Here is an 18,063-nt window from a genome sequence, read left to right as displayed (position 1 = left end):
CGGATAAACTTCTATTTAGATTTGTCTTTATATTATAATGACTTATCTGGATAAATCATCTGTTGCTTTTTTCAATAAAAACCAATAAACCAATCGAATGGATACGCAAACACGCACAATTGATGATACGGAACAGTTTTTTGAGCTGAAGATTTCGTTGCCAAAAACCCGGCAAACGATAACCTGTCGACTAGTATCAACATGTATTGTTGGAAGTGATGAAGGGAGCGACTTCATAATCAATGATCCCGGGATCTCCGCTCAGCACGCGCGAATATTTGTTTCAGATTTATTTGACGTATTTATCGAGCCAATTGGCGAAGCGGTGGTCGCCCTGAATGGCACTGTGGTTGAAAATCCGGCTTGTATTCAAAATGGTGACTGGATCGTATTGGGTACCACTCCGTATCAAATCTCAATCGATGCTTCCCGAATTATTAAAAATCAGGAATTTGACAAGCGAAACACCGGTTTCGATCTCAAGGGTAAATCGCTAGTGACCATTGGGCGCTCTCCACAGTGCGATATAGAAATTCCCTCTCCTCTGGTCTCACGTGTGCATGCAAAACTGATCAAGGAACCATCTGGCTGGGTTCTGGAAGACTGCAGCAGCACCAATGGTACTTTCATTAATGCACAACGCATAGAAGGCAAACAGAAACTTGAGCCGCACGATTATGTGGCCATTGCTGCATTCGAATATCTGTTTACCGGTGATCGGTTTGAAGCATCCAAAGATACCGGACAAGTGCGGATTGAGGTTCAGAAACTTTCCAAGATCGTCAAAGACATCAATACCAAAGGCGACAAATATCTTTTACAGGACATTAGCTTTACGATCGAACCTGGAGAATTCATTGGTGTTTTTGGCACCAGCGGCTCCGGAAAATCGACATTACTGGACGCGCTCAATGGGCGCCGGCCGGCAACGAGCGGGAGAATCCTGTATAACAGCACCGATCTGTATGAGGCATTCGACCTGTTCCGGGCTGCTATTGGCTATGTACCACAGCAGGACATCGTGCATCGCAATATCGTCATGCAGCACGCACTGAAATATACTGCCAAGCTCCGTTTACCACCCGATACCTCCGATTCCGAGATGGACAGCAATGCCACACAAGTTCTGGGCAAGGTAGGACTCGCTGAAAAAGCCGACCTGCTGGTAAATACCCCCGCCCCTTTGAGCGGCGGACAACTGAAACGTGTCAGCCTGGCTGTAGAACTAGTGGCCAATCCCAATGTGCTTTTTCTGGACGAGGTGACCAGCGGCCTGGATGCCGGCACCGACAAAAAAATGATGGAACTTTTTCGCAGCCTGGCGGATGACCAAAAAACTGTCATTTGTATCACCCATACGCTGGAAAATATCGAAACCTGCCATCTCGTAGTATTGCTCCACCAAGGACGGTTGGTATTTTATGGACCGCCACAAGCTGTCTGCGGTTATTTCGGAATCCAGCGCCTGTCGGATATTTATGAAACACTGGAAAGCAAGCCGGCAAGCTTCTGGGCAGAAAAATATCAAGCGTCCAGTTTTTATCAGCTTTATGTCGAAAACCGCAAAACGCCGGACACCAGGGAATATGCCGGCAAGCAGTCAACGCGGCAGGCATCGGCGCCCGGCCAAAAAACTGCTGGATTACGCCAGACATCGACATTGATGAAGCGCTATTTCGAGCTGCTGATGTCGGATAAACGTAATATGCTATTCTTGATTCTGCAGGCGCCCATCATCGCATTGGTGGTTGGCTTGGTGTTCCAGCTCGATGAAAAGCTTGCGGTACGCGCCATGACGGAAAGTCAGATTGTCTTTATTTTGTCGCTGTCCGTCATCTGGTTTGGCTGTATCAACTCAGTCAGGGAACTGGTCAAGGAGTTACCGATTTATTTGCGCGAACGTTCGGTCAACCTGGGTATCGCGCCCTATATCATGAGTAAGATCATCCCGCTGACCGTAATATGTTTTGTGCAATGTCTGTTACTGCTTGGCGTACTGGAAATTTTCATTTCCATACCAGGTGATTTGGTCTCGCGTTTTATGGTGCTGTTCGCCACAGGCGTGGCTGCCACCACGATGGGATTATCGGTCAGTGCATTTGTCAGCTCAAATGACAAAGCCATGACCATGATACCCATGCTGCTGGTCCCGCAAATCATCTTGGCAGGCGCGGTGGTCAAGCTGGAAGGAGCTGCGCTCTGGATTGCAAAAACAACCATGATTTCATATTGGGGATTTGAAGCCATGAAATCAACTTTATCCGACGAAGTGAAAACAGTAAAAAATGATTTCACCGGTGAATTAATCCTGCCGATCAATAATACGATGCCGGAAGGATTGGCTGCCATCGCAGGACTGGCCGTCGTATTTCTGATCATTACCCTGATCGGGCTGAAACTCAAAGATAAGACTAGTTGACAAAATGACAGAGGCAAGCGAAACGCGGCATCACACCTGCTCGAAGTGCGGGACATCCAACGAAGAACAACTGGCCATTGCCAATGAATATAAATGCACACAATGCGGCTATGAACTGGCACATCTCGATATGGCATCCAATGGTGCGATACGGGGCATTTTCGACTGGTTGAAAGAAAAACACACGACGATTGGAGACCGTTATGAGGTTGAAACGGTTCTAGGCAAAGGCGGATTTGGTGCCACCTATCTCGTTACGGATAAGCGTGTCCACGGTAAACGCTGGGCGCTCAAAGAAATTCCTGAAATGCTGTTTGATGAGTACGAAGTATCGTTACTCAGTCAGCTAGATCACCCTGCCGTACCGATCATCGTGGATCGATTCACCGATGCCGGAATGGTTTATCTCGTCCTGAAATTTGGTGGCACCAGAACCCTGGCAACAGAATGCAAACAGAATCAGCAGATTCCATATGGAAAACTCAAACCATGGATCATCCAGATTGGTGATGTTCTGAGTTATCTGCACAGCCGTAATCCGCCCATCATTCACCGGGACATGAAACCAGAAAATATCCTGATTGATGATGAAAATCGGGTGATGCTGATCGATTTCGGCATTGCCAAGGAATCGGTGGCACAGTCGGTAACCCGTACGCTTGGAAGAGCAGCCTCTCACGGATTCAGTCCACCTGAACAGGTAATGGGAACGGGCACCGATATTCGCTCAGACATCTATTCCTTTGCCGCTACCATTTATTTCGCACTGGTCGGCAAGACGCCGGTTGCCGCGCATGAGCGCGTGGCTGGTGCAACATTGCAGGCGCCGGAGGACCTGGCCGTCACGATCCCGGCCGAAGTTAACGCAATACTGATGAAAGCGCTCAATCTGAATATCAATGAGCGCCCCCAAACCATTACCGATTTTCTAAAAGCGTTTACCGGAAAGGGTAATTCGGTAGACAGCAATGAATCCGGCTCAGCCAAAACCGTACAGATCTCCGATATCCAGTTCGGACCGGTTATCAAAGGCGCGGCATCATCCACCAAACAACTCGCACAAAAAAATCAAACATCTACAGAACCCAAAAAAAACACATCAATGGTCATTGGCGCTGCGGCTTCCGTTATTGTTATGCTGGGTCTTGGCGGAGCATATTGGGTGATGAATGACAAGCCAACCGATGATGTGGCAAAAGTAACGCCATCTACTGATACAGCAATCATTCAGCCGTCCTTCGAACCCTTACAACCGACTGCGGCGGTTACTCCGCCACCAGCTTCCAGCAATGAACCTTCCGCCCTGGATATTCTCAACGAAAAACTTAAATCCCAACCGGAATTCGTCGAAGAATCCAAGAAACCAGGACCATCGGCAGAACAAAAACTGAAAGCCGAAGCAGCCCGCCGCCGCGCCAGTGAGGAAAGGGCTAGAAAAGCTGCAGCTGAACGCGCCCGGGCGGCGAGCAAACCCCAGAAACAGCCAGATTGGGGAAACCAGCGGCAAGGCAGCTTCTAGTAGATTCGGAGAAATTCTGACAGATAGAAAAGCATATAAATTGATGCAAGGAGTCATAGCACCAACGCTAAATCAGCGGTAGTTTTTTAGGCTGCCTCTAAAAATTCAGAGTGCTAAGCAAAACTGGGTACGAATAAAAAATGTTGACGCGACCTATGATGTATAGATAAGAAAGCATTTTTTGTGAGTAACGAGGCATTTGTATCGTGACAAAATATGAATTTTTAGAAATACCTTTTAATCAGGCAGTATTGAGAAATCCAGAACTTAATAAGGGGAAATAAAAATGGTTTTACAAAAGTTGTTCGAAAAATTCCAGTTGCCGAAACTTGTCTTCATAGCGGGCGTATTGCTCCAGATCCTGTTGCTTGCACCCTCTGCATTTGCCAATGTATCTGCTCCCGGCGGTTATGGGTTGAAAATTTATAATGTCAACTCCGTTCTGTATCCTTTCGTCCAGGTCTATTTCCGGACCTTCAACAGCGAAAAACAGCCTCTGGTAAACTTGAACGAAATGAATATCGGCCTGATGGTCAAGGGCCGCACTTACGATCCAATGAAACGCCAATATGCCATACAGAGTATCCGTAACCGCAGCGATGCGGTTCGCTCGGTGATCATACTGGATGCAAGTAAATCCATGCTCCAAAATAATGCATATCTGTCAACCGCCCAGGCAGCAGCACGCTTCATCGATGCCAAGCGTCCCCAGGATGAGGTCGCCGTATTGGCAATTCGTGATACCAAAGAAGGGTATGATGTAATTTCCAATTTCGAGCGAGATCCCGGCGCACTGGCCAGACGCTTGGCAGATGTCAAGGTAGATGGTATGAAAAGCCGAATTTACGATTCCATTGCGGCTGCTATGCAAATGTGCGCCATGTCATCGCAGGGTTCATCCATTGACCCGTCTGTTGGAAACTTTCTTGCCAGCTGTTCAATCGTGATATTTTCTGATGGTCACGACGAAGGCAGTGCGTTGTCACGAGAAGAGCTCAACGCGAGAATCACTTCGCTGTCTATTCCTGTGCCAATTTATGCACTGGCATATGGCCCATCATCACGCAGTCATTTTGTCAATCTTGAGTCGATCTCAAAGAACTCTTTTGGTGTTTATTATTTGATTGGTGACACAATAGATCGCATGACGCGGGTAGTGGAAGAAATTCAGAATATTCTGCTGAGTGATTACGTGGTCACCTTCCGCTCTTACGAAGAAGTAGATGGTGACATGCATGCACTCAAGATCGGAGTAGAGTATCCGACGGGCAGCAAAAAATTCACCTATGACAGCAGCAAATTCGAAGCCATGGAAGCGCCTCCGATCGCCGAAATCGACAACGCAATCAGAATGCTGAACCAGAAAATGCCGCCAGCACCGGATGGTAACCCCTATTTTCCAGCACGAGGGCAATAATTTCCTGAAGGAGAACTCAAATGAACTTTAGATCGAAAAGTTTGAATCTTGCGGTTATTTTTATATTTCTGTCAAGTTTGCTGGCAAGCTGCGCAACCACGGAACAAAATCAGCAGCTGGGCGGAGCCGCCGTTTTAGGAGCTGCTGCCGGTCTTGCGACTGCACTTATCACAGGTGATGTCGGAGCAGGCGTTGCAGTAGGTCTGGCAGGCGCCGCGCTCGGCTGGGGGGCAGTCAAGATGCTGCAACATAATTCTCAACAGGTGCGCACCCAAAACGAGGATCAACGCATGTACGGACTTGCCCCGTCATCCAATAAGATACAGCTCAAGCTGAACAAGGGATATGCGTCTCCCAACATGGTCAGGCCCGGCGCACAAACCACCGTTTTCAGCGACTATTCTCTGGCCGTACCGCGCACTCAGAATAACCAGGCTGAGGTGACCTACTCCTGGAAGCTCAAGAAGGATGGCAAAGTATTGACTGAATCCAAGCCCGTCAGCCAAATCAAGCCAGCTGGCGGTCATCAGACCATGCAGCCGATCGATATTCCCAAAAATGCTAAGCGCGGCACTTATGTCGTCGAAACGCGCCTCGCCTCTGGCAGCACTTACGACATCAATGAAACCATTTTTGTGGTGCAATAATTCTTCTGCAAAACTTTACATTTATGTGGCTATGGCAACCGTTTCAATCTGCAGCGGCCACATGGCCGCTGCAGCATGCGACCATGAAATCAGCAATGCACAAAAAATTTCTGCACGCATCGCGAATGAATGGCCGCTTAGGCCTTCCCAGGACAGGCAAACACGGTATGTACAGAAAATTGCCGATCAACTGATTCCGGTTATCAAGCTGAATATGGATTCACGCAACTTGAACTGGCCGTCAAAAAACAGATGGCGATTTCTATTGATACGTGATCTGGCCGTCAATGCCTATTCCGCAGGAAACGGGCAGGTTTACATGACTGATGGTGTTTACAGTTTTGCAGATTCAGAAGCTGAACTTGCCGCCATCATTGCTCATGAAATGGCACATGAGCTGATCGGCCATTTCTGTCAACATGATGAAAGACTGGCAACGCACAGCATAGGCTCTTTTACTCAGGTCATCGACAACACTAAGGAACTGGAAGCGGACGCACTGGCAGTAGAAATTTTACAGCATGCTGAATTTCCTCCGCAGGCAATGCTTACTGTCGTCAAAAAGCTGCCTGTTCCCCAAGCAGGAATCAACAATCAGAGAAATCTTAGAATCAAGGCGCTGCAGCACCAATTGAGACATGCCGGAACGGTTCCATTTATCGCATCACCAGAATTCATCCATATCAAGCAGGAAGCGGTTTCCGGCAATACATTACACAAATAGACCTATGTTGTATCAAGACAAAACATTTTGATCATCAAAAAAATCGTTTCCTTATTCTCCAGCAAAAAAGCATCACGTCGGTTTCCAAAAATCGTTCTGACCGAAGCGCTGAGTGATACTGGACTGGTCAGATCAAACAATGAGGATAGCTATCTTTGCCTGCCTCAGTATCATGTCTGGGCCGTTGCTGATGGCATGGGCGGGTATGAAGGCGGAGAAATTGCCAGTGCCATCGCAATCACCAGCTTGAAAACCGGCATCACTTCAGGCAAATCACTGACTGAAGCAATTCAGAGTGGCCATCGGGCAATTGAACAGGCAGCTGTGGATGGGTTAGGGTCAAAAGGAATGGGCTCCACCATTGTAGCGCTGCAAATATTACATGATCATTACCAGATTGCCTGGGTGGGTGACAGCCGCGCATATTTATTTCATAAAAAGCTCAGATGTCTATCCAAAGACCATAGCTACGTACAGCTGATGCTAGACCAGGGGTTGATCAGTGAGGAAGAGGCAGAAAACCATCCCCACAGAAACACCATTACTCAAGCTCTAGGTGGTACAGATAAGACTATTACCGTGGATACTATTGATGGCCAATTACAGACAGGAGACATTTTTTTATTATGCAGTGACGGATTATCGGGAAAAGTTTCTAGCCGTGAAATGGAACTTATTCTAAGCAATCCGGCTCTTTTGCTTAACGAAAAAGCAAACCTGCTTACTCGGAAAGCTTTGGATGCTGGGGGAGACGATAATATTACGCTAATACTACTGGAAGTCAGTGCCGCTGCTCCCCATCAATAAAAAAACGTAAAGAGCAGGCTATAAAGCAATGAAGAGCCGAGATGCTTACAATATTTTATTCGCAGAAGTACATGCACGCATGTGTAAAAAGATCTTTTAGGCAACTCAGCAACCCTTCCGCCAAAGGCGGTGTCATTAGCTAATCTCACCAATATGACAACAACAGCTATCTACCAGATTTTCCACCATTGTTTCTCACCCAAAGGTCCGGAATCTGAGAGATAGTTACTATCTGGAAAATTCTTACGCATGACTTTTTCTGCATCATCGCGCAAATCAGCTAGACCTAGTTGGTTATAAGCTCGCGCCATAATGTATAACGCTTCTTCTACCGCCGGGGTCTGTGGATATTCTTGTAATATGAATTGAGCTCGTCTTGCCGCTGCAACATAAGCCTTACGTTTCATGTAATAACGCGCGACGTAAATTTCCCCCGTTGCCAGCGTATTTACCAGAAATGCCATGCGCTTGAGCGCATCAGGCGCGTATTTGCTATCAGGAAAACGTGTAACTAATTGCTTAAAATTTTCAAATGACTCTCTGGACGCCTTTGCATCCCTTTCGCTCATATCCTGATTGATCAGCTTGGTGGTAATATAACCGAGGATTCCCCGGTTATCATTGAAAGTCGCCAGTCCTTTTATATAGTATGCATAATCAACATTACGATGCTGCGGATAAAGCTGAATGAACCGGTCCGCCGCTGCCATGGCAGATGCGTTCTCCTGATCTTTATAATAGGCATACGCTATTTCAAGCTGCGCCTGTTGGGCAAATCGTCCATAAGGATAACGTGCTTCCAGCGCTTCAAACAATTTGACCGCAGCCGCATAATTTCCGCTGTTAAGTTCATCTTTGGCCTCGGCATAGAGACTATTTGGAGATTGCTTATTATCTACAGCTTTTTTCTCCGGGAGCAAGCCACATGCCGAGAGCAATCCAACCAATCCCACTATTACAAAATATCGCAACATAATTAGTTACATCAGACGGCAAATAATCTCGTTTGGATTATCACGTAAAGCAGACGTTGCTCATATCGACTTTTTTATTATATTCACAATAATGTTATATTTATGCAATTTACGGTGTGAGTAGTTATCCTATGCGACTTACCTATCAATAGGTTTACACCATATTGCCAGTGGGCAAGAAAAATGTATCGGCCACCGTGCTTGTGTCTGTAATCAGTAACTCTAAGAGTTTATGTGGTGCCGGCACCAAGAATCGAACTCGGGACCTTCTGATTACAAATCAGCTGCTCTACCATCTGAGCTATGCCGGCATGATGCTATTTATTAATAAGGATTAAAATTAGAAAAACACAAATCAGCGTCACTTTACAATTTTCAAGAAAGATTTATCGCGGCTGATTTTAGTATCAGTTTCTGAACTTTTTACTTTAGCAGGTATTTTGCTTTTATTGTTCTCGGTTTCTATCAAATTTACTCCGGAATCTTCCATGATTTCAGGAACAAAACTTAACCCATGCCCTAGTTCTTTAGAGAAAATTGATTTGATAGCTTCAATTGGAATACTTATTTTTTTGGCTAATCCATTGAAACGGGCATTAAACTGCACGAACTCATTGTCTATTACAAGATCATCTGTTGCAGCTAGATCTATATTCAGGGTTACATTCTTGTCGATAGTCAGGTTTTCCGGCAAGTTATGACATTGCCTCGAAATAGCAGTAATATAGGGAGCTACGCTGTTAGCGATACACCACTCATAAACCGCACGAATCAAATAGGGCTTGATTGATACGTCTCTCATTTCCGCATTAATTTTTCGGAAGGTGTTAACGCATCGATAAACAACGGCCTGCTAAACAAACGCTCCGCATATTTTAGTAACGAGGCAGCCTGCTTAGGCAGTTTTATTCCATAATGATCAAGCCTCCATAAGAGTGGAGCAATTGCGACGTCCAGCATGGAATACTCATCTCCCAGCATATATTTTTGCTTGTCAAAAACAGCAGCAATCATGGTTAGTCCATTGGACATATCGGCGCGGATACGATCAATCGATTTACGATCGTTATTCTCCAACGCCTCAATATTACAGAACAACTCTTTTTCAAAACGATGCAATAAAAGTCTCGCCCGCGCACGCATCACCGGATCGGCCGGCATTAATTGTGGATGCGGGAATCGTTCGTCAATATACTCATTGATGATATTCGCTTCATATAAGACAAGATCTCGCTCTACTAACAGAGGCATCTTACCGTAAGGACTGATAACGGCAAGGTCTTCAGGAATATTGTTTGGGTCAACATCAATTACCTGAAAATCCATATCTTTCTCATGCAACACAATACGACAACGATGACTGAATGGACATGTCGCAATTGAGTAGAGTGTCATCATAATTTCGAGCCTACCGCAATTAATTTATTATTTGTTGGCTGATTGACTGTATCGTCATTGAGCAAAACTCAATGTCAACAATACTATTTCACTTTATTAGTGAATATCTCGCCAGTATTCTTTTTTAAGAAGGTAAGCAAACCCTAACAAGACGAATAAAAACAATATAACCATCTCTCCCAGCTCTCTTCGATGAGTCGCGTGGGGCTCCCCAAGATAAACCATATAATTTACCAGGTCGATTACAAAATCATTGTATTCACTTTCCGTCATTATTCCAGGAACAATTACTTCAAGCTTTTCTGTTATTGAAGCCTGTTCATCTTTCTGGTTATTAGTGCTTAAAATCTGCTGCCCCTGGAGCCGGTGCAGAACATGCGGCATAGCAGCTTTATCAAAAACCAGGTTATTCCAGCCACTTACAGTCGAAGAATCTCGATAGAATGTTCTCAAGTAAGTATATAGCCAATCTGCACCGCGTGCGCGAGCAATGACAGACAAATCTGGCGGTGCAACACCAAACCATGCTTCAGCCTCTTTCTTTCGCATGGCGCTTTCCATCAAATCACCAACTTTCTGGCCAGTATGAATTAATTGACCCAGTATGTCGCTCTCACTCATGCCAAGATCACGATGGCGATTGTAGCGCATAAATTCTGCACCGTGACAAGTTAGGCAATACTCAACAAAACTTTTAGCACCGCGTTTCAGTGATTCCTTGTCGTCAATATTGATCGGTGCTTTGTCCACAGCAACATCGACAGCAGAATGAACAGCGAAACATGGAATCAGTAGTACCGCACTTACAGCCAAGAAAAATTTCATTATTTTCATTTCGTCACGCTTGTTGGTTCTGGTTTAGTTTTATCAATTCTGCTATACCACGGCATCAGAATAAAAAACGCGAAATACACCACTGTAAATATTTGTGCCAGCAAGGTATAGAGAGGTGTAGGAGTCTGCGTTCCCAACCATCCCAATACAAAAAAACTGATCACAAAAAGTGTAAGCGCTATTTTAAAGTATGGACCTTTGTAGCGGATAGACTTGACCGGGCTACGATCCAGCCATGGCAGAAAACAGAAAACAGCCACTCCGGCAGCCATCAGAATCACTCCCCACAACTTTGCATCAATCCATAAAAAATTAACGGTCACTGCACGCAGCATCGAGTAGTAAGGCGTGAAGTACCAGACTGGTGCAATATGATCCGGCGTTTTAAGCCTGTCAGCCGGAATAAAATTATTGTATTCCAGGAAGTAACCGCCCATCTCCGGCGCAAAGAAAATAATTGCGCAGAAGATAATTAGAAACACAACCGTCCCAACGATATCCTTGACCGTGTAGTAAGGATGAAATGGGATGCCATCTACAGGGATTCCCGTTTTAGGATTGCGATTGGCTTTAATTTCTATTCCATCTGGATTATTAGATCCCACTTGGTGCAAAGCAACGATATGCACAAACACCAAGACAACAATCAAACCCGGCAAAGTAACAACATGGTAGGCAAAGAACCGGTTCAATGCTGCGTCCGATAGCATGAAGTCACCCAATATCCAGTTTGACAGGGTTTCGCCAATGACTGGAATTGCACCAAACATACTGACTATTACCTGAGCGCCCCAGTATGACATTTGTCCCCATGGCAGAATATAACCAGTAAAAGCAAGACTCATCAAAACGAAAAAAATCGCCATACCAATTAGCCACAGCAATTCTCGAGGTTTGCGATAAGAACCGTACATCATGCCACGAAACATATGCAAATAGACCACCACAAAGAACATGGATGCACCCGTTGAATGCATGTATCTGATCAACCACCCCATGTCCACATCACGCATGATGTATTCAACCGACGCAAACGCCATACTCGCGTCGGGTTTGTAGCTCATAGTCAGAAAAATACCGGTTAATAATTGATTAACCAGCACTAACAAAGCCAATGAACCAAAGTAGTACCAGAAATTAAAGTTTTTGGGTGCGTAATATTCTGATAAATGCGCCTTCCAAGTTACCGTCATCGGAAATCGTTTATCAATCCATGCCACTATTGAATTTTCTTGTTTGCTCATTTTATGCGGACTCTTTACTTTCGGCACCAATTAAAAGCCGGCTATCACTTAAATAAGTATAAGGCGGGACGACCAGATTGGTGGGAGCTGGCACGCCACTATAGACCCTTCCAGCCAGATCAAATTTTGACCCATGGCAAGGACAAAAAAACCCTCCCAACCAATCTGGCCCAAGATCAGCCGGTGCGATGTCTTTTCTGAATGTCGGAGCACAACCCAGATGGGTACATACCCCCTCTACAACAAGAAACTCAGGCTTAATTGAGCGCGTCATATTTTGTGCGTAAGCTGGCTGCTGCTCGCGCAGTGAATCTGGATCAGCGAGTTGCGCGTTAAGTTTTTCCAGCGTCTCCAGCATGGCTTCTGTTCGTCTTAACACCCAGATTGGTTTGCCGCGCCATTCAACTGTCAGTAACATGCCTGGCTCCAGCTTGTCAATGTCTACCTCGACCGGCGCACCAGCTGCTTTTGCTCGTTCACTTGGCATCATACTGCGCAAAAAAGGTGTTGCCACCCCCACACCAGCAATAGCGCCGGCAATCGAAGTAGTTACCAGCAGAAACCGCCTGCGCCCACTCATCTCTCCCCTATCGAAGCTATCAGTCATTTTTCAAGAATCCCATGTCACTAATTTCCCATTATCCAGTATAAATTCCTAGAAAATCTTATTCTACAAATAGTTGCCATCCGACACCCAAATAACCCTTGCTAAAAAGGAGGTCATTCTAACATATTCGACATTATTTTATTAAACATAAAACAAGGTGTGATCATCTTTTAGATCAGGAATGATACTATTGGGTTACAACAACTGGGAATTCAAAACCAGATTAAATGCAGGCCGGAGATTTTAATGCGTTAAGTACACAGAAATACCCGCTCATGAGCAAAGCAATATCGTAACGAATAAAAAACTTATAAAAACCTGAAGGTTCATAAACGCCTTAAATCAAACCTATCGCAGGGTCCTTAGTCAGTGCAACCAGCACGATATACAAAAAAACGATCTGAGCCAGCACCCAAGTAATCAACTTGGTTTGCCGAGTCTTGCCAAACCTGAAAGCCATCATTCCCAGTACAATGTAAATAATTAATCCGACAATTTTCGCTGCCAGCCAAGCTTCATCAGCAGGATTTCTGTGTGTCAGAACTGCCAGGGCAATAGCACTGGAAAGTAATATGGTGTCATTGACATGCGGCAGAATTTTTACCCAACGCTGCTGCAACACATTTGAAGCCTGCAGCATCCACACACCACGGGATAGAAACAAAGAGTAACTCAGCACAATACTTGCAATATGCACATATTTTAAGATCAAATAATCCATGATTTTTCTCAGAACATTAACCAGCCATGACTCCCGGCGACCGCACCCGCAACTGTCACTAGACTGATGCTCAGCAAAACCCAGTGAAAACGCTGCATTTTTCTGAATGTCGCTTCCGATGCCTGCTGGACACCTGTCTCGACGCGGCGACGCAACACATTGGGCTCCAAAATAAACAGCAGAATCGAGAATAGCAACCAAACGAATACCATCGCATGCATCCACCAGTACCGTAACTCACTAAAGCGGCTCCAGGCGTGCAGCACATGCACCATATAAAAGCCGCTTAACCCCACCAATAGAGTAGCAATCCTTGCTTGTGCCGCAAAGCGTTTCTCGAATCTCCTGAAAAATTCGGTGCGATCCTGTGCTGAAGGCATCTGTATTAACAAGGGCAACAGCACGCTTGTTACCATGGCAACGCCACCAATCCATATAACAACGCCAACCACATGCAGCGCTCTCGCCAGCAACAAATCATCCATTTTATTCGGACTCTGTCGGCCAGGCAGAAACCCATTTTTCAGCCTCATCATAATCAGAAAAAACCACAACATCTGCATCAGTCAGCAAACCGGAAACCCAGGCACTCCACGCCTGCCATTGGTTATCGGTTACTACCGCGACTCGACCGACTTCACTGCCATGCTCACGAACAAACGCCAGTTCCCCCCAAGCCACATCGACCGTATAGGACAGCATATCCCGCAGATCCAGCAATATATTAACCTTACTACCTAAATGCACCTGATACAGCACCTCATCTTCAAATTGCCGAAAATCATTTAGCGTAAATTCACCGGCAACCGCTACGGTAATCAAACTATCTTGCTTGCTTATACTGATCATTTTGGTTCACTCCGGTTAGTATCATATGGTCTACAACTTATTTTACTCGACAGCCTTTCATGCTGTTAAATAAGGTTCGATTTCACGCCGCAGAAATTGATGGAAATGCGCCATGCCTGCTTCCATCGGAATCTGATAAGGGCCGACTTCATTTTTCCCTTGCTGAAAAAGTGCACGCCTGCCCGCCGTCATCCGCCGACAAATTTCATCGTCTTCCCTGGCGGTCTCCTGATAGGCTGCCTGTTCTCCCTCAACAAATTCGCGCTCGAACAAAACAATTTCCTCCGGATAGTAAAACTCGACGATATTGGTACAGCTCTCCTGGCCAGTTGGCAGAATCGTGCTAATTACCAGTGTATGCGGATACCATTCCAGCATTATATTCGGATAATAAAGCAGCCAGATTGCACCATGCGACGGCAATTGCCCATGGTATTGCTGCATGATGAGTTCGCGCCATTTCTGATATATAACAGAGTCAGATCTAGCTGATTCAGTTCGCATCCCAACAGTCTGTACACTATACCAGTCAGAAAATACCCATTCGAGCTGACTGACATCGACAAGTTTGCTTAATCCGGGATGAAAAGTATCGACATGATAATCTTCCAGATACACCTCGATAAAGGTTTTCCAGTTACATTGATAATGATCGACTCGCACCCGATCGAGCACATGCCCGGAAAAATCGAATTCATCGAAATGCAGTGCACTCAAATCCTTCTGGATGTCCCGTTGCCCATCAAAGAGCAGCCCATTCCATCGCTGCAATGGTTTTTTCTCCAGATCCAGACATGGGTTTTGCCTGAAATGCGGCGCGCCCAGCAATTTGCCATCGGTTGCATACGTCCAGCGATGTATCGGACAGACAATATTGCGGATATTGCCGCGCCCCTCAAGCAGCAGCGCCTGCCGGTGACGGCAGATATTCGACAACAGCTCGATACCATGCTGGTTGTGCATCAGTATGCTTGCATCATCTCTGCTCTGCAATACGTAATAGTCGCCCTGTTCCGGGACCATCAGTTCGTGGCCAGCATAACCTGGCCCCTGATCAAAAAGCAGTCTTTTTTCTAGTGCAAATATTTTATGATCCAGATACCAATCGACGGATAGTTGCGGAGAACTTGAAACTGTTCCTGGAATATAAGCTAGACTGGTCATGACACACAAAGGCAATCAAAAAAGTAAAATCTCTCGAATAAAGCAAAAAATAGAGCGCAACGCATCCACAAGCCCAATTATCGTACTCAGCGAAAAACAAAAGACCCGGTCGTGGCAAACTTACTGAAAACCTGAAATTATAAGCCAAATAACCAGAATGGGCTGTGTAGACTTCAAACAACACATCTCCCATCAGGTTTTATTGAATACCCTTTCTTTTTATTTCAGCCAAATCGTGGCTGGTAACCCGTATCCTTGCTACTGACAGGGGTCCGCCTGTCTCAGGCATCACTTTTGCCTCCACGCGATTTACAGCCGATCAAATAAAAAACTATCCCCTAAGAGAGAGGAACAATTTTTGGTCTAAGAGAAAAGCGTCTACAAGGCTACAACTTAATCAGAGTTGACAGACCGCAAGACCACGGCTGAAAGAATATCAGCACGCCGGGAAACTGCAATCTCCCCTCCTGAAACCAGCCTTACGCCACAGATGATTTATGTTGCGAGTATCTCAAGCTACGCTTCATTGTTATTTTTGTGCGAACCAATATGAAACCAATTTTCAACAGGAGTTGCAAAATATTCAACGGTTTCTCTGAAACGGAGCGCAAACTTTGCACTCTTTGTACTATCAACTGAGAAAAACTTCTTTCTGGAGGCAAAGTCAGGCAATTGCCGCAATGGATGCAGGTTCCTCCTGGGCATGAGTGCCGTATGGTTTATTGCTCGCGATCCACGCACCCCATAGTTCGCAAAAGCATTTGCGCTGGCTATCGCAGCCTATGCTGTCTCGCCCATCGACTTGATTTCCGGTTTCACCTCCGTATTCGGCCACGAAAATGACTTCATCGTCTTACCGCCAGGAATCATGCGGGTCATGAGGCTTATCCCGCCAGAGGTAATGGGCGAGCATAGAGAAATCGCCGTCAAGCCACCGAACGTCCAGTAAGTCATATGGCAGCAGGCGTATTTATCGCCATCCGAACTGTCTGCGGCGCTCTCTTGGCCAGACTATTCCTTTGAATATACCTAACTGCGGCCTGACGGACAGGTGCAACCAGCTTCTGATGAGAACACTCGAAGAGGATATTTTTGATTGGTATTGACTCATCACCTCCGAAGAAAAAGCGCAAATTGCTTACGATTTTGGCAAGATGTTTGCTCACAAGGGAATCCGATCGTTTACAATTGTTATATCAACCAGTGATGCTGACCTCGGACTAGCAGATTTTTCATGTGGCTGTGAAAGAATGATTTTCCGGCATCATACTTTATAAATCTTACGATCAATGCAACACGCCAATCCACAATGAAACTCGACAATCAATCATTATTAAGCAAGTTGCTCGTTTCCAGTCTATTTATGTTCGGCCTCGCCGCATGCGATAGTGATGAACGCACGGAAACAAAAGTATCAAAAAATACATTCCAAGGTCCTGCAGTCGGCGTATTAACGGCCGGAACCGCGATTGAAGGCGTAAACTACTCCACCTCATCAGGCGCTTCCGGCGTCACCGATGCTAAAGGTACCTTTGAATTCAATTATGGCGATCGCATTCAGTTCCAGTTAGGCAAGCTCGCCCTTGCCGATGTGGAAGGCAGCACCCAAATCACGCCAATCGAACTCGCGGGTGGTAATGCCCATAAGCAGCAGAATCTGCTGATCTTGTTCCAGGCGCTCGATACCGATAATAATCCGGAAAACGGAATTACCTTACCAGAATCCGCAGTAGCCACACTCGACTCGTCACTTAATCTACAGACCGATCCTGTCGAGTTCGCTGCCTCTCCTGCTCTCATTTCTGCACGTGAAGCCGCCGGTATTCCCGGTGAGATACATGGCGCGGATGAAGTCAATGCTTATTTTCTCTCCCGAGCAGTCGATTTGCTTGGTTCTCATGTCTGGATTCACATTGACGATGCGCACACCGATTTTTTCCGAGCAGCAACCGATGGTAGCGGCACCTACCTGCATGGAGTTGCCACAGCTGACGATGTCTGCGATCTCAACCGCGCATGTGGCAGTCGCGTCGTATTCACGGCTGGCTTGGAATATGGTGTCGCCACAGCGTCCATGGCTGATGAACGTGGATTCAAATTTTCCAGCAAGCCGGAGCTGGACACCAATATTCAGGGCGGTCTTTCTCACCCTCGTGCAGATTCACGTGTCCGTAGCAGCGGCGACGAGCTGATCATATCAGACCGGGTTATCGTACCGCGAGAGCGTGAGCAGGCAGGTTTGTTTGGCGAGCTGTTCCATATTTCCAAACCGATCGAGCTCAGCGATGAAAATGAAGTAGCACAAACTGAAATCATGGAAATACGCTACATCAAAATGGAAAATCAGCCGAATAAAATCATCGGCGTCTGGGCACAAGACCGAGAATCGATCAAGACACCGACTCTGCTGTTTTTTTCAGACAACCGTTATATGCTGATCGATCCAACCGGTTCAACCTGGCAGGAAAAACAGTCTGATTGTGCAAAACCAGGTGTCGAAATGGCCAGTTATGCTTTCGACAACACCGACAATACCCTGAAGCTCAACAGCTTCGTTTATAACACCAGCGGTTGCGCAGGTTTGTCAGATTATTCAGGTAAATCAATTGGCTTTGAAATCGCTGCGAATGGCCAAAGCGCGATGCTATCAGTCCCTTCTCGGGAAACAATCACCTTGTATCGCATCTCTGATTAAGTAAGCCTCGGTATCTGGCCAGGCATCGATGATGTCCGGTCAGA

19 protein-coding genes and 1 tRNA gene are annotated in these 18,063 nt (G+C 46.0%); 8 read left to right on the top strand and 12 right to left on the bottom strand.

Annotated elements, in window-relative coordinates:
- The first annotated feature begins 97 nt into the window (after window positions 1-97).
- From NSMM_RS08185 to NSMM_RS08160, 6 genes are all read left to right on the top strand, one after another.
- Window positions 98-2,419: an ATP-binding cassette domain-containing protein gene (locus tag NSMM_RS08185; protein WP_090286446.1), complete on the top strand. Its 2,322-nt coding sequence runs from the start codon at window positions 98-100 to the stop codon at window positions 2,417-2,419.
- 4 nt (window positions 2,420-2,423) lie between these two features.
- Window positions 2,424-3,938 (top strand): serine/threonine protein kinase, encoded by a 1,515-nt coding sequence (locus NSMM_RS08180; protein ID WP_090286444.1) that lies wholly within the window; start codon window positions 2,424-2,426, stop codon window positions 3,936-3,938.
- A 286-nt stretch (window positions 3,939-4,224) separates the two neighbouring features.
- Complete coding sequence (locus NSMM_RS08175; RefSeq protein ID WP_090286442.1) at window positions 4,225-5,355, top strand: vWA domain-containing protein; 1,131 nt, start codon at window positions 4,225-4,227, stop codon at window positions 5,353-5,355.
- Between the two features lie 20 nt (window positions 5,356-5,375).
- Window positions 5,376-6,002, top strand: coding sequence for a hypothetical protein (locus NSMM_RS08170; RefSeq protein WP_090286440.1), 627 nt, complete (start codon window positions 5,376-5,378; stop codon window positions 6,000-6,002).
- 61 nt (window positions 6,003-6,063) lie between these two features.
- Window positions 6,064-6,726, top strand: coding sequence for a M48 family metallopeptidase (locus NSMM_RS08165; RefSeq protein ID WP_176753896.1), 663 nt, complete (start codon window positions 6,064-6,066; stop codon window positions 6,724-6,726).
- A gap of 27 nt (window positions 6,727-6,753) precedes the next feature.
- The gene (locus NSMM_RS08160; RefSeq protein WP_218121049.1) at window positions 6,754-7,533 is read left to right on the top strand and encodes a PP2C family protein-serine/threonine phosphatase; all 780 of its coding nucleotides are present in this window, start codon (window positions 6,754-6,756) and stop codon (window positions 7,531-7,533) included.
- Between the two features lie 170 nt (window positions 7,534-7,703).
- Here the strand turns inward: NSMM_RS08160 and NSMM_RS08155 are convergent, their stop codons facing one another.
- The 12 genes from NSMM_RS08155 to NSMM_RS16060 form a co-directional block, all read right to left on the bottom strand.
- Window positions 7,704-8,507: an outer membrane protein assembly factor BamD gene (locus NSMM_RS08155; protein WP_090286436.1), complete on the bottom strand. Its 804-nt coding sequence runs from the start codon at window positions 8,505-8,507 to the stop codon at window positions 7,704-7,706.
- A gap of 235 nt (window positions 8,508-8,742) precedes the next feature.
- Window positions 8,743-8,818: transfer RNA gene (locus tag NSMM_RS08150), tRNA-Thr, on the bottom strand.
- A 50-nt stretch (window positions 8,819-8,868) separates the two neighbouring features.
- The gene (locus tag NSMM_RS08145; protein WP_090286434.1) at window positions 8,869-9,309 is read right to left on the bottom strand and encodes a ClpXP protease specificity-enhancing factor SspB; all 441 of its coding nucleotides are present in this window, start codon (window positions 9,307-9,309) and stop codon (window positions 8,869-8,871) included.
- The gene (locus tag NSMM_RS08140) at window positions 9,306-9,905 is read right to left on the bottom strand and encodes a glutathione S-transferase N-terminal domain-containing protein (protein ID WP_090286432.1); all 600 of its coding nucleotides are present in this window, start codon (window positions 9,903-9,905) and stop codon (window positions 9,306-9,308) included. Before NSMM_RS08140 ends, NSMM_RS08145 begins: the two co-directional genes overlap by 4 nt.
- A 96-nt stretch (window positions 9,906-10,001) precedes the next feature.
- Window positions 10,002-10,739 (bottom strand): cytochrome c1, encoded by a 738-nt coding sequence (locus NSMM_RS08135; RefSeq protein ID WP_090286431.1) that lies wholly within the window; start codon window positions 10,737-10,739, stop codon window positions 10,002-10,004.
- Window positions 10,736-11,983, bottom strand: a complete 1,248-nt coding sequence (locus NSMM_RS08130; RefSeq protein WP_090286429.1) for a cytochrome b — start codon at window positions 11,981-11,983, stop codon at window positions 10,736-10,738. The genes NSMM_RS08135 and NSMM_RS08130 overlap by 4 nt, the downstream gene beginning before the upstream one ends.
- Window position 11,984: 1 nt before the next feature.
- On the bottom strand, window positions 11,985-12,590 hold the full coding sequence (petA, locus tag NSMM_RS08125) for a ubiquinol-cytochrome c reductase iron-sulfur subunit (protein WP_090286427.1): 606 nt from the start codon (window positions 12,588-12,590) through the stop codon (window positions 11,985-11,987).
- A 337-nt stretch (window positions 12,591-12,927) separates the two neighbouring features.
- Window positions 12,928-13,311: a SirB2 family protein gene (locus NSMM_RS08120; RefSeq protein ID WP_090286425.1), complete on the bottom strand. Its 384-nt coding sequence runs from the start codon at window positions 13,309-13,311 to the stop codon at window positions 12,928-12,930.
- An 8-nt stretch (window positions 13,312-13,319) separates the two neighbouring features.
- Window positions 13,320-13,796, bottom strand: a complete 477-nt coding sequence (locus tag NSMM_RS08115; protein ID WP_090286423.1) for a hypothetical protein — start codon at window positions 13,794-13,796, stop codon at window positions 13,320-13,322.
- 1 nt (window position 13,797) lies between these two features.
- The gene (locus NSMM_RS08110) at window positions 13,798-14,160 is read right to left on the bottom strand and encodes a SpoIIAA family protein (protein ID WP_090286421.1); all 363 of its coding nucleotides are present in this window, start codon (window positions 14,158-14,160) and stop codon (window positions 13,798-13,800) included.
- 57 nt (window positions 14,161-14,217) lie between these two features.
- Entirely contained in the window at window positions 14,218-15,324 is a 1,107-nt protein-coding gene (locus NSMM_RS08105) for an aromatic ring-hydroxylating oxygenase subunit alpha (RefSeq protein ID WP_090286419.1), read from the bottom strand.
- A 664-nt stretch (window positions 15,325-15,988) separates the two neighbouring features.
- Window positions 15,989-16,159: a hypothetical protein gene (locus tag NSMM_RS16060; RefSeq protein ID WP_218121048.1), complete on the bottom strand. Its 171-nt coding sequence runs from the start codon at window positions 16,157-16,159 to the stop codon at window positions 15,989-15,991.
- On the opposite strand from NSMM_RS16060, the gene NSMM_RS17050 reads away from it, so the two are divergent.
- Window positions 16,127-16,273, top strand: a complete 147-nt coding sequence (locus NSMM_RS17050) for a hypothetical protein (RefSeq protein ID WP_425412360.1) — start codon at window positions 16,127-16,129, stop codon at window positions 16,271-16,273. The genes NSMM_RS16060 and NSMM_RS17050 overlap by 33 nt on opposite strands.
- Window positions 16,274-16,633: 360 nt before the next feature.
- A complete protein-coding gene (locus NSMM_RS08095; protein ID WP_090286417.1) occupies window positions 16,634-18,019 on the top strand; it encodes an adhesin in 1,386 nt (461 codons plus the stop codon).
- Window positions 18,020-18,063 lie beyond the last annotated feature (44 nt).

It is taken from the genome of Nitrosomonas mobilis (assembly GCF_900103035.1).
In the GTDB taxonomy this organism is placed as follows: domain Bacteria; phylum Pseudomonadota; class Gammaproteobacteria; order Burkholderiales; family Nitrosomonadaceae; genus Nitrosomonas; species Nitrosomonas mobilis.
Note: the sequence above shows the minus strand (reverse complement) of the source record. Positions and strands in the feature narration are given on the sequence as shown.

What these genes read in the sequence shown, in the direction of transcription:
- NSMM_RS08185 (WP_090286446.1), top strand. Translation starts at nt 98, where the DNA reads ATGGATACGCAAACACGCACAATTGATGATACGGAACAGTTTTTTGAG.
- NSMM_RS08180 (WP_090286444.1), top strand. Translation starts at nt 2,424, where the DNA reads ATGACAGAGGCAAGCGAAACGCGGCATCACACCTGCTCGAAGTGCGGG.
- NSMM_RS08175 (WP_090286442.1), top strand. Translation starts at nt 4,225, where the DNA reads ATGGTTTTACAAAAGTTGTTCGAAAAATTCCAGTTGCCGAAACTTGTC.
- NSMM_RS08170 (WP_090286440.1), top strand. Translation starts at nt 5,376, where the DNA reads ATGAACTTTAGATCGAAAAGTTTGAATCTTGCGGTTATTTTTATATTT.
- NSMM_RS08165 (WP_176753896.1), top strand. Translation starts at nt 6,064, where the DNA reads ATGGCCGCTGCAGCATGCGACCATGAAATCAGCAATGCACAAAAAATT.
- NSMM_RS08155 (WP_090286436.1), bottom strand. Translation starts at nt 8,507, where the DNA reads ATGTTGCGATATTTTGTAATAGTGGGATTGGTTGGATTGCTCTCGGCA.
- NSMM_RS08145 (WP_090286434.1), bottom strand. Translation starts at nt 9,309, where the DNA reads ATGAGAGACGTATCAATCAAGCCCTATTTGATTCGTGCGGTTTATGAG.
- NSMM_RS08140 (WP_090286432.1), bottom strand. Translation starts at nt 9,905, where the DNA reads ATGATGACACTCTACTCAATTGCGACATGTCCATTCAGTCATCGTTGT.
- NSMM_RS08135 (WP_090286431.1), bottom strand. Translation starts at nt 10,739, where the DNA reads ATGAAAATAATGAAATTTTTCTTGGCTGTAAGTGCGGTACTACTGATT.
- NSMM_RS08130 (WP_090286429.1), bottom strand. Translation starts at nt 11,983, where the DNA reads ATGAGCAAACAAGAAAATTCAATAGTGGCATGGATTGATAAACGATTT.
- petA (WP_090286427.1), bottom strand. Translation starts at nt 12,590, where the DNA reads ATGACTGATAGCTTCGATAGGGGAGAGATGAGTGGGCGCAGGCGGTTT.
- NSMM_RS08120 (WP_090286425.1), bottom strand. Translation starts at nt 13,311, where the DNA reads ATGGATTATTTGATCTTAAAATATGTGCATATTGCAAGTATTGTGCTG.
- NSMM_RS08115 (WP_090286423.1), bottom strand. Translation starts at nt 13,796, where the DNA reads ATGGATGATTTGTTGCTGGCGAGAGCGCTGCATGTGGTTGGCGTTGTT.
- NSMM_RS08110 (WP_090286421.1), bottom strand. Translation starts at nt 14,160, where the DNA reads ATGATCAGTATAAGCAAGCAAGATAGTTTGATTACCGTAGCGGTTGCC.
- NSMM_RS08105 (WP_090286419.1), bottom strand. Translation starts at nt 15,324, where the DNA reads ATGACCAGTCTAGCTTATATTCCAGGAACAGTTTCAAGTTCTCCGCAA.
- NSMM_RS08095 (WP_090286417.1), top strand. Translation starts at nt 16,634, where the DNA reads ATGAAACTCGACAATCAATCATTATTAAGCAAGTTGCTCGTTTCCAGT.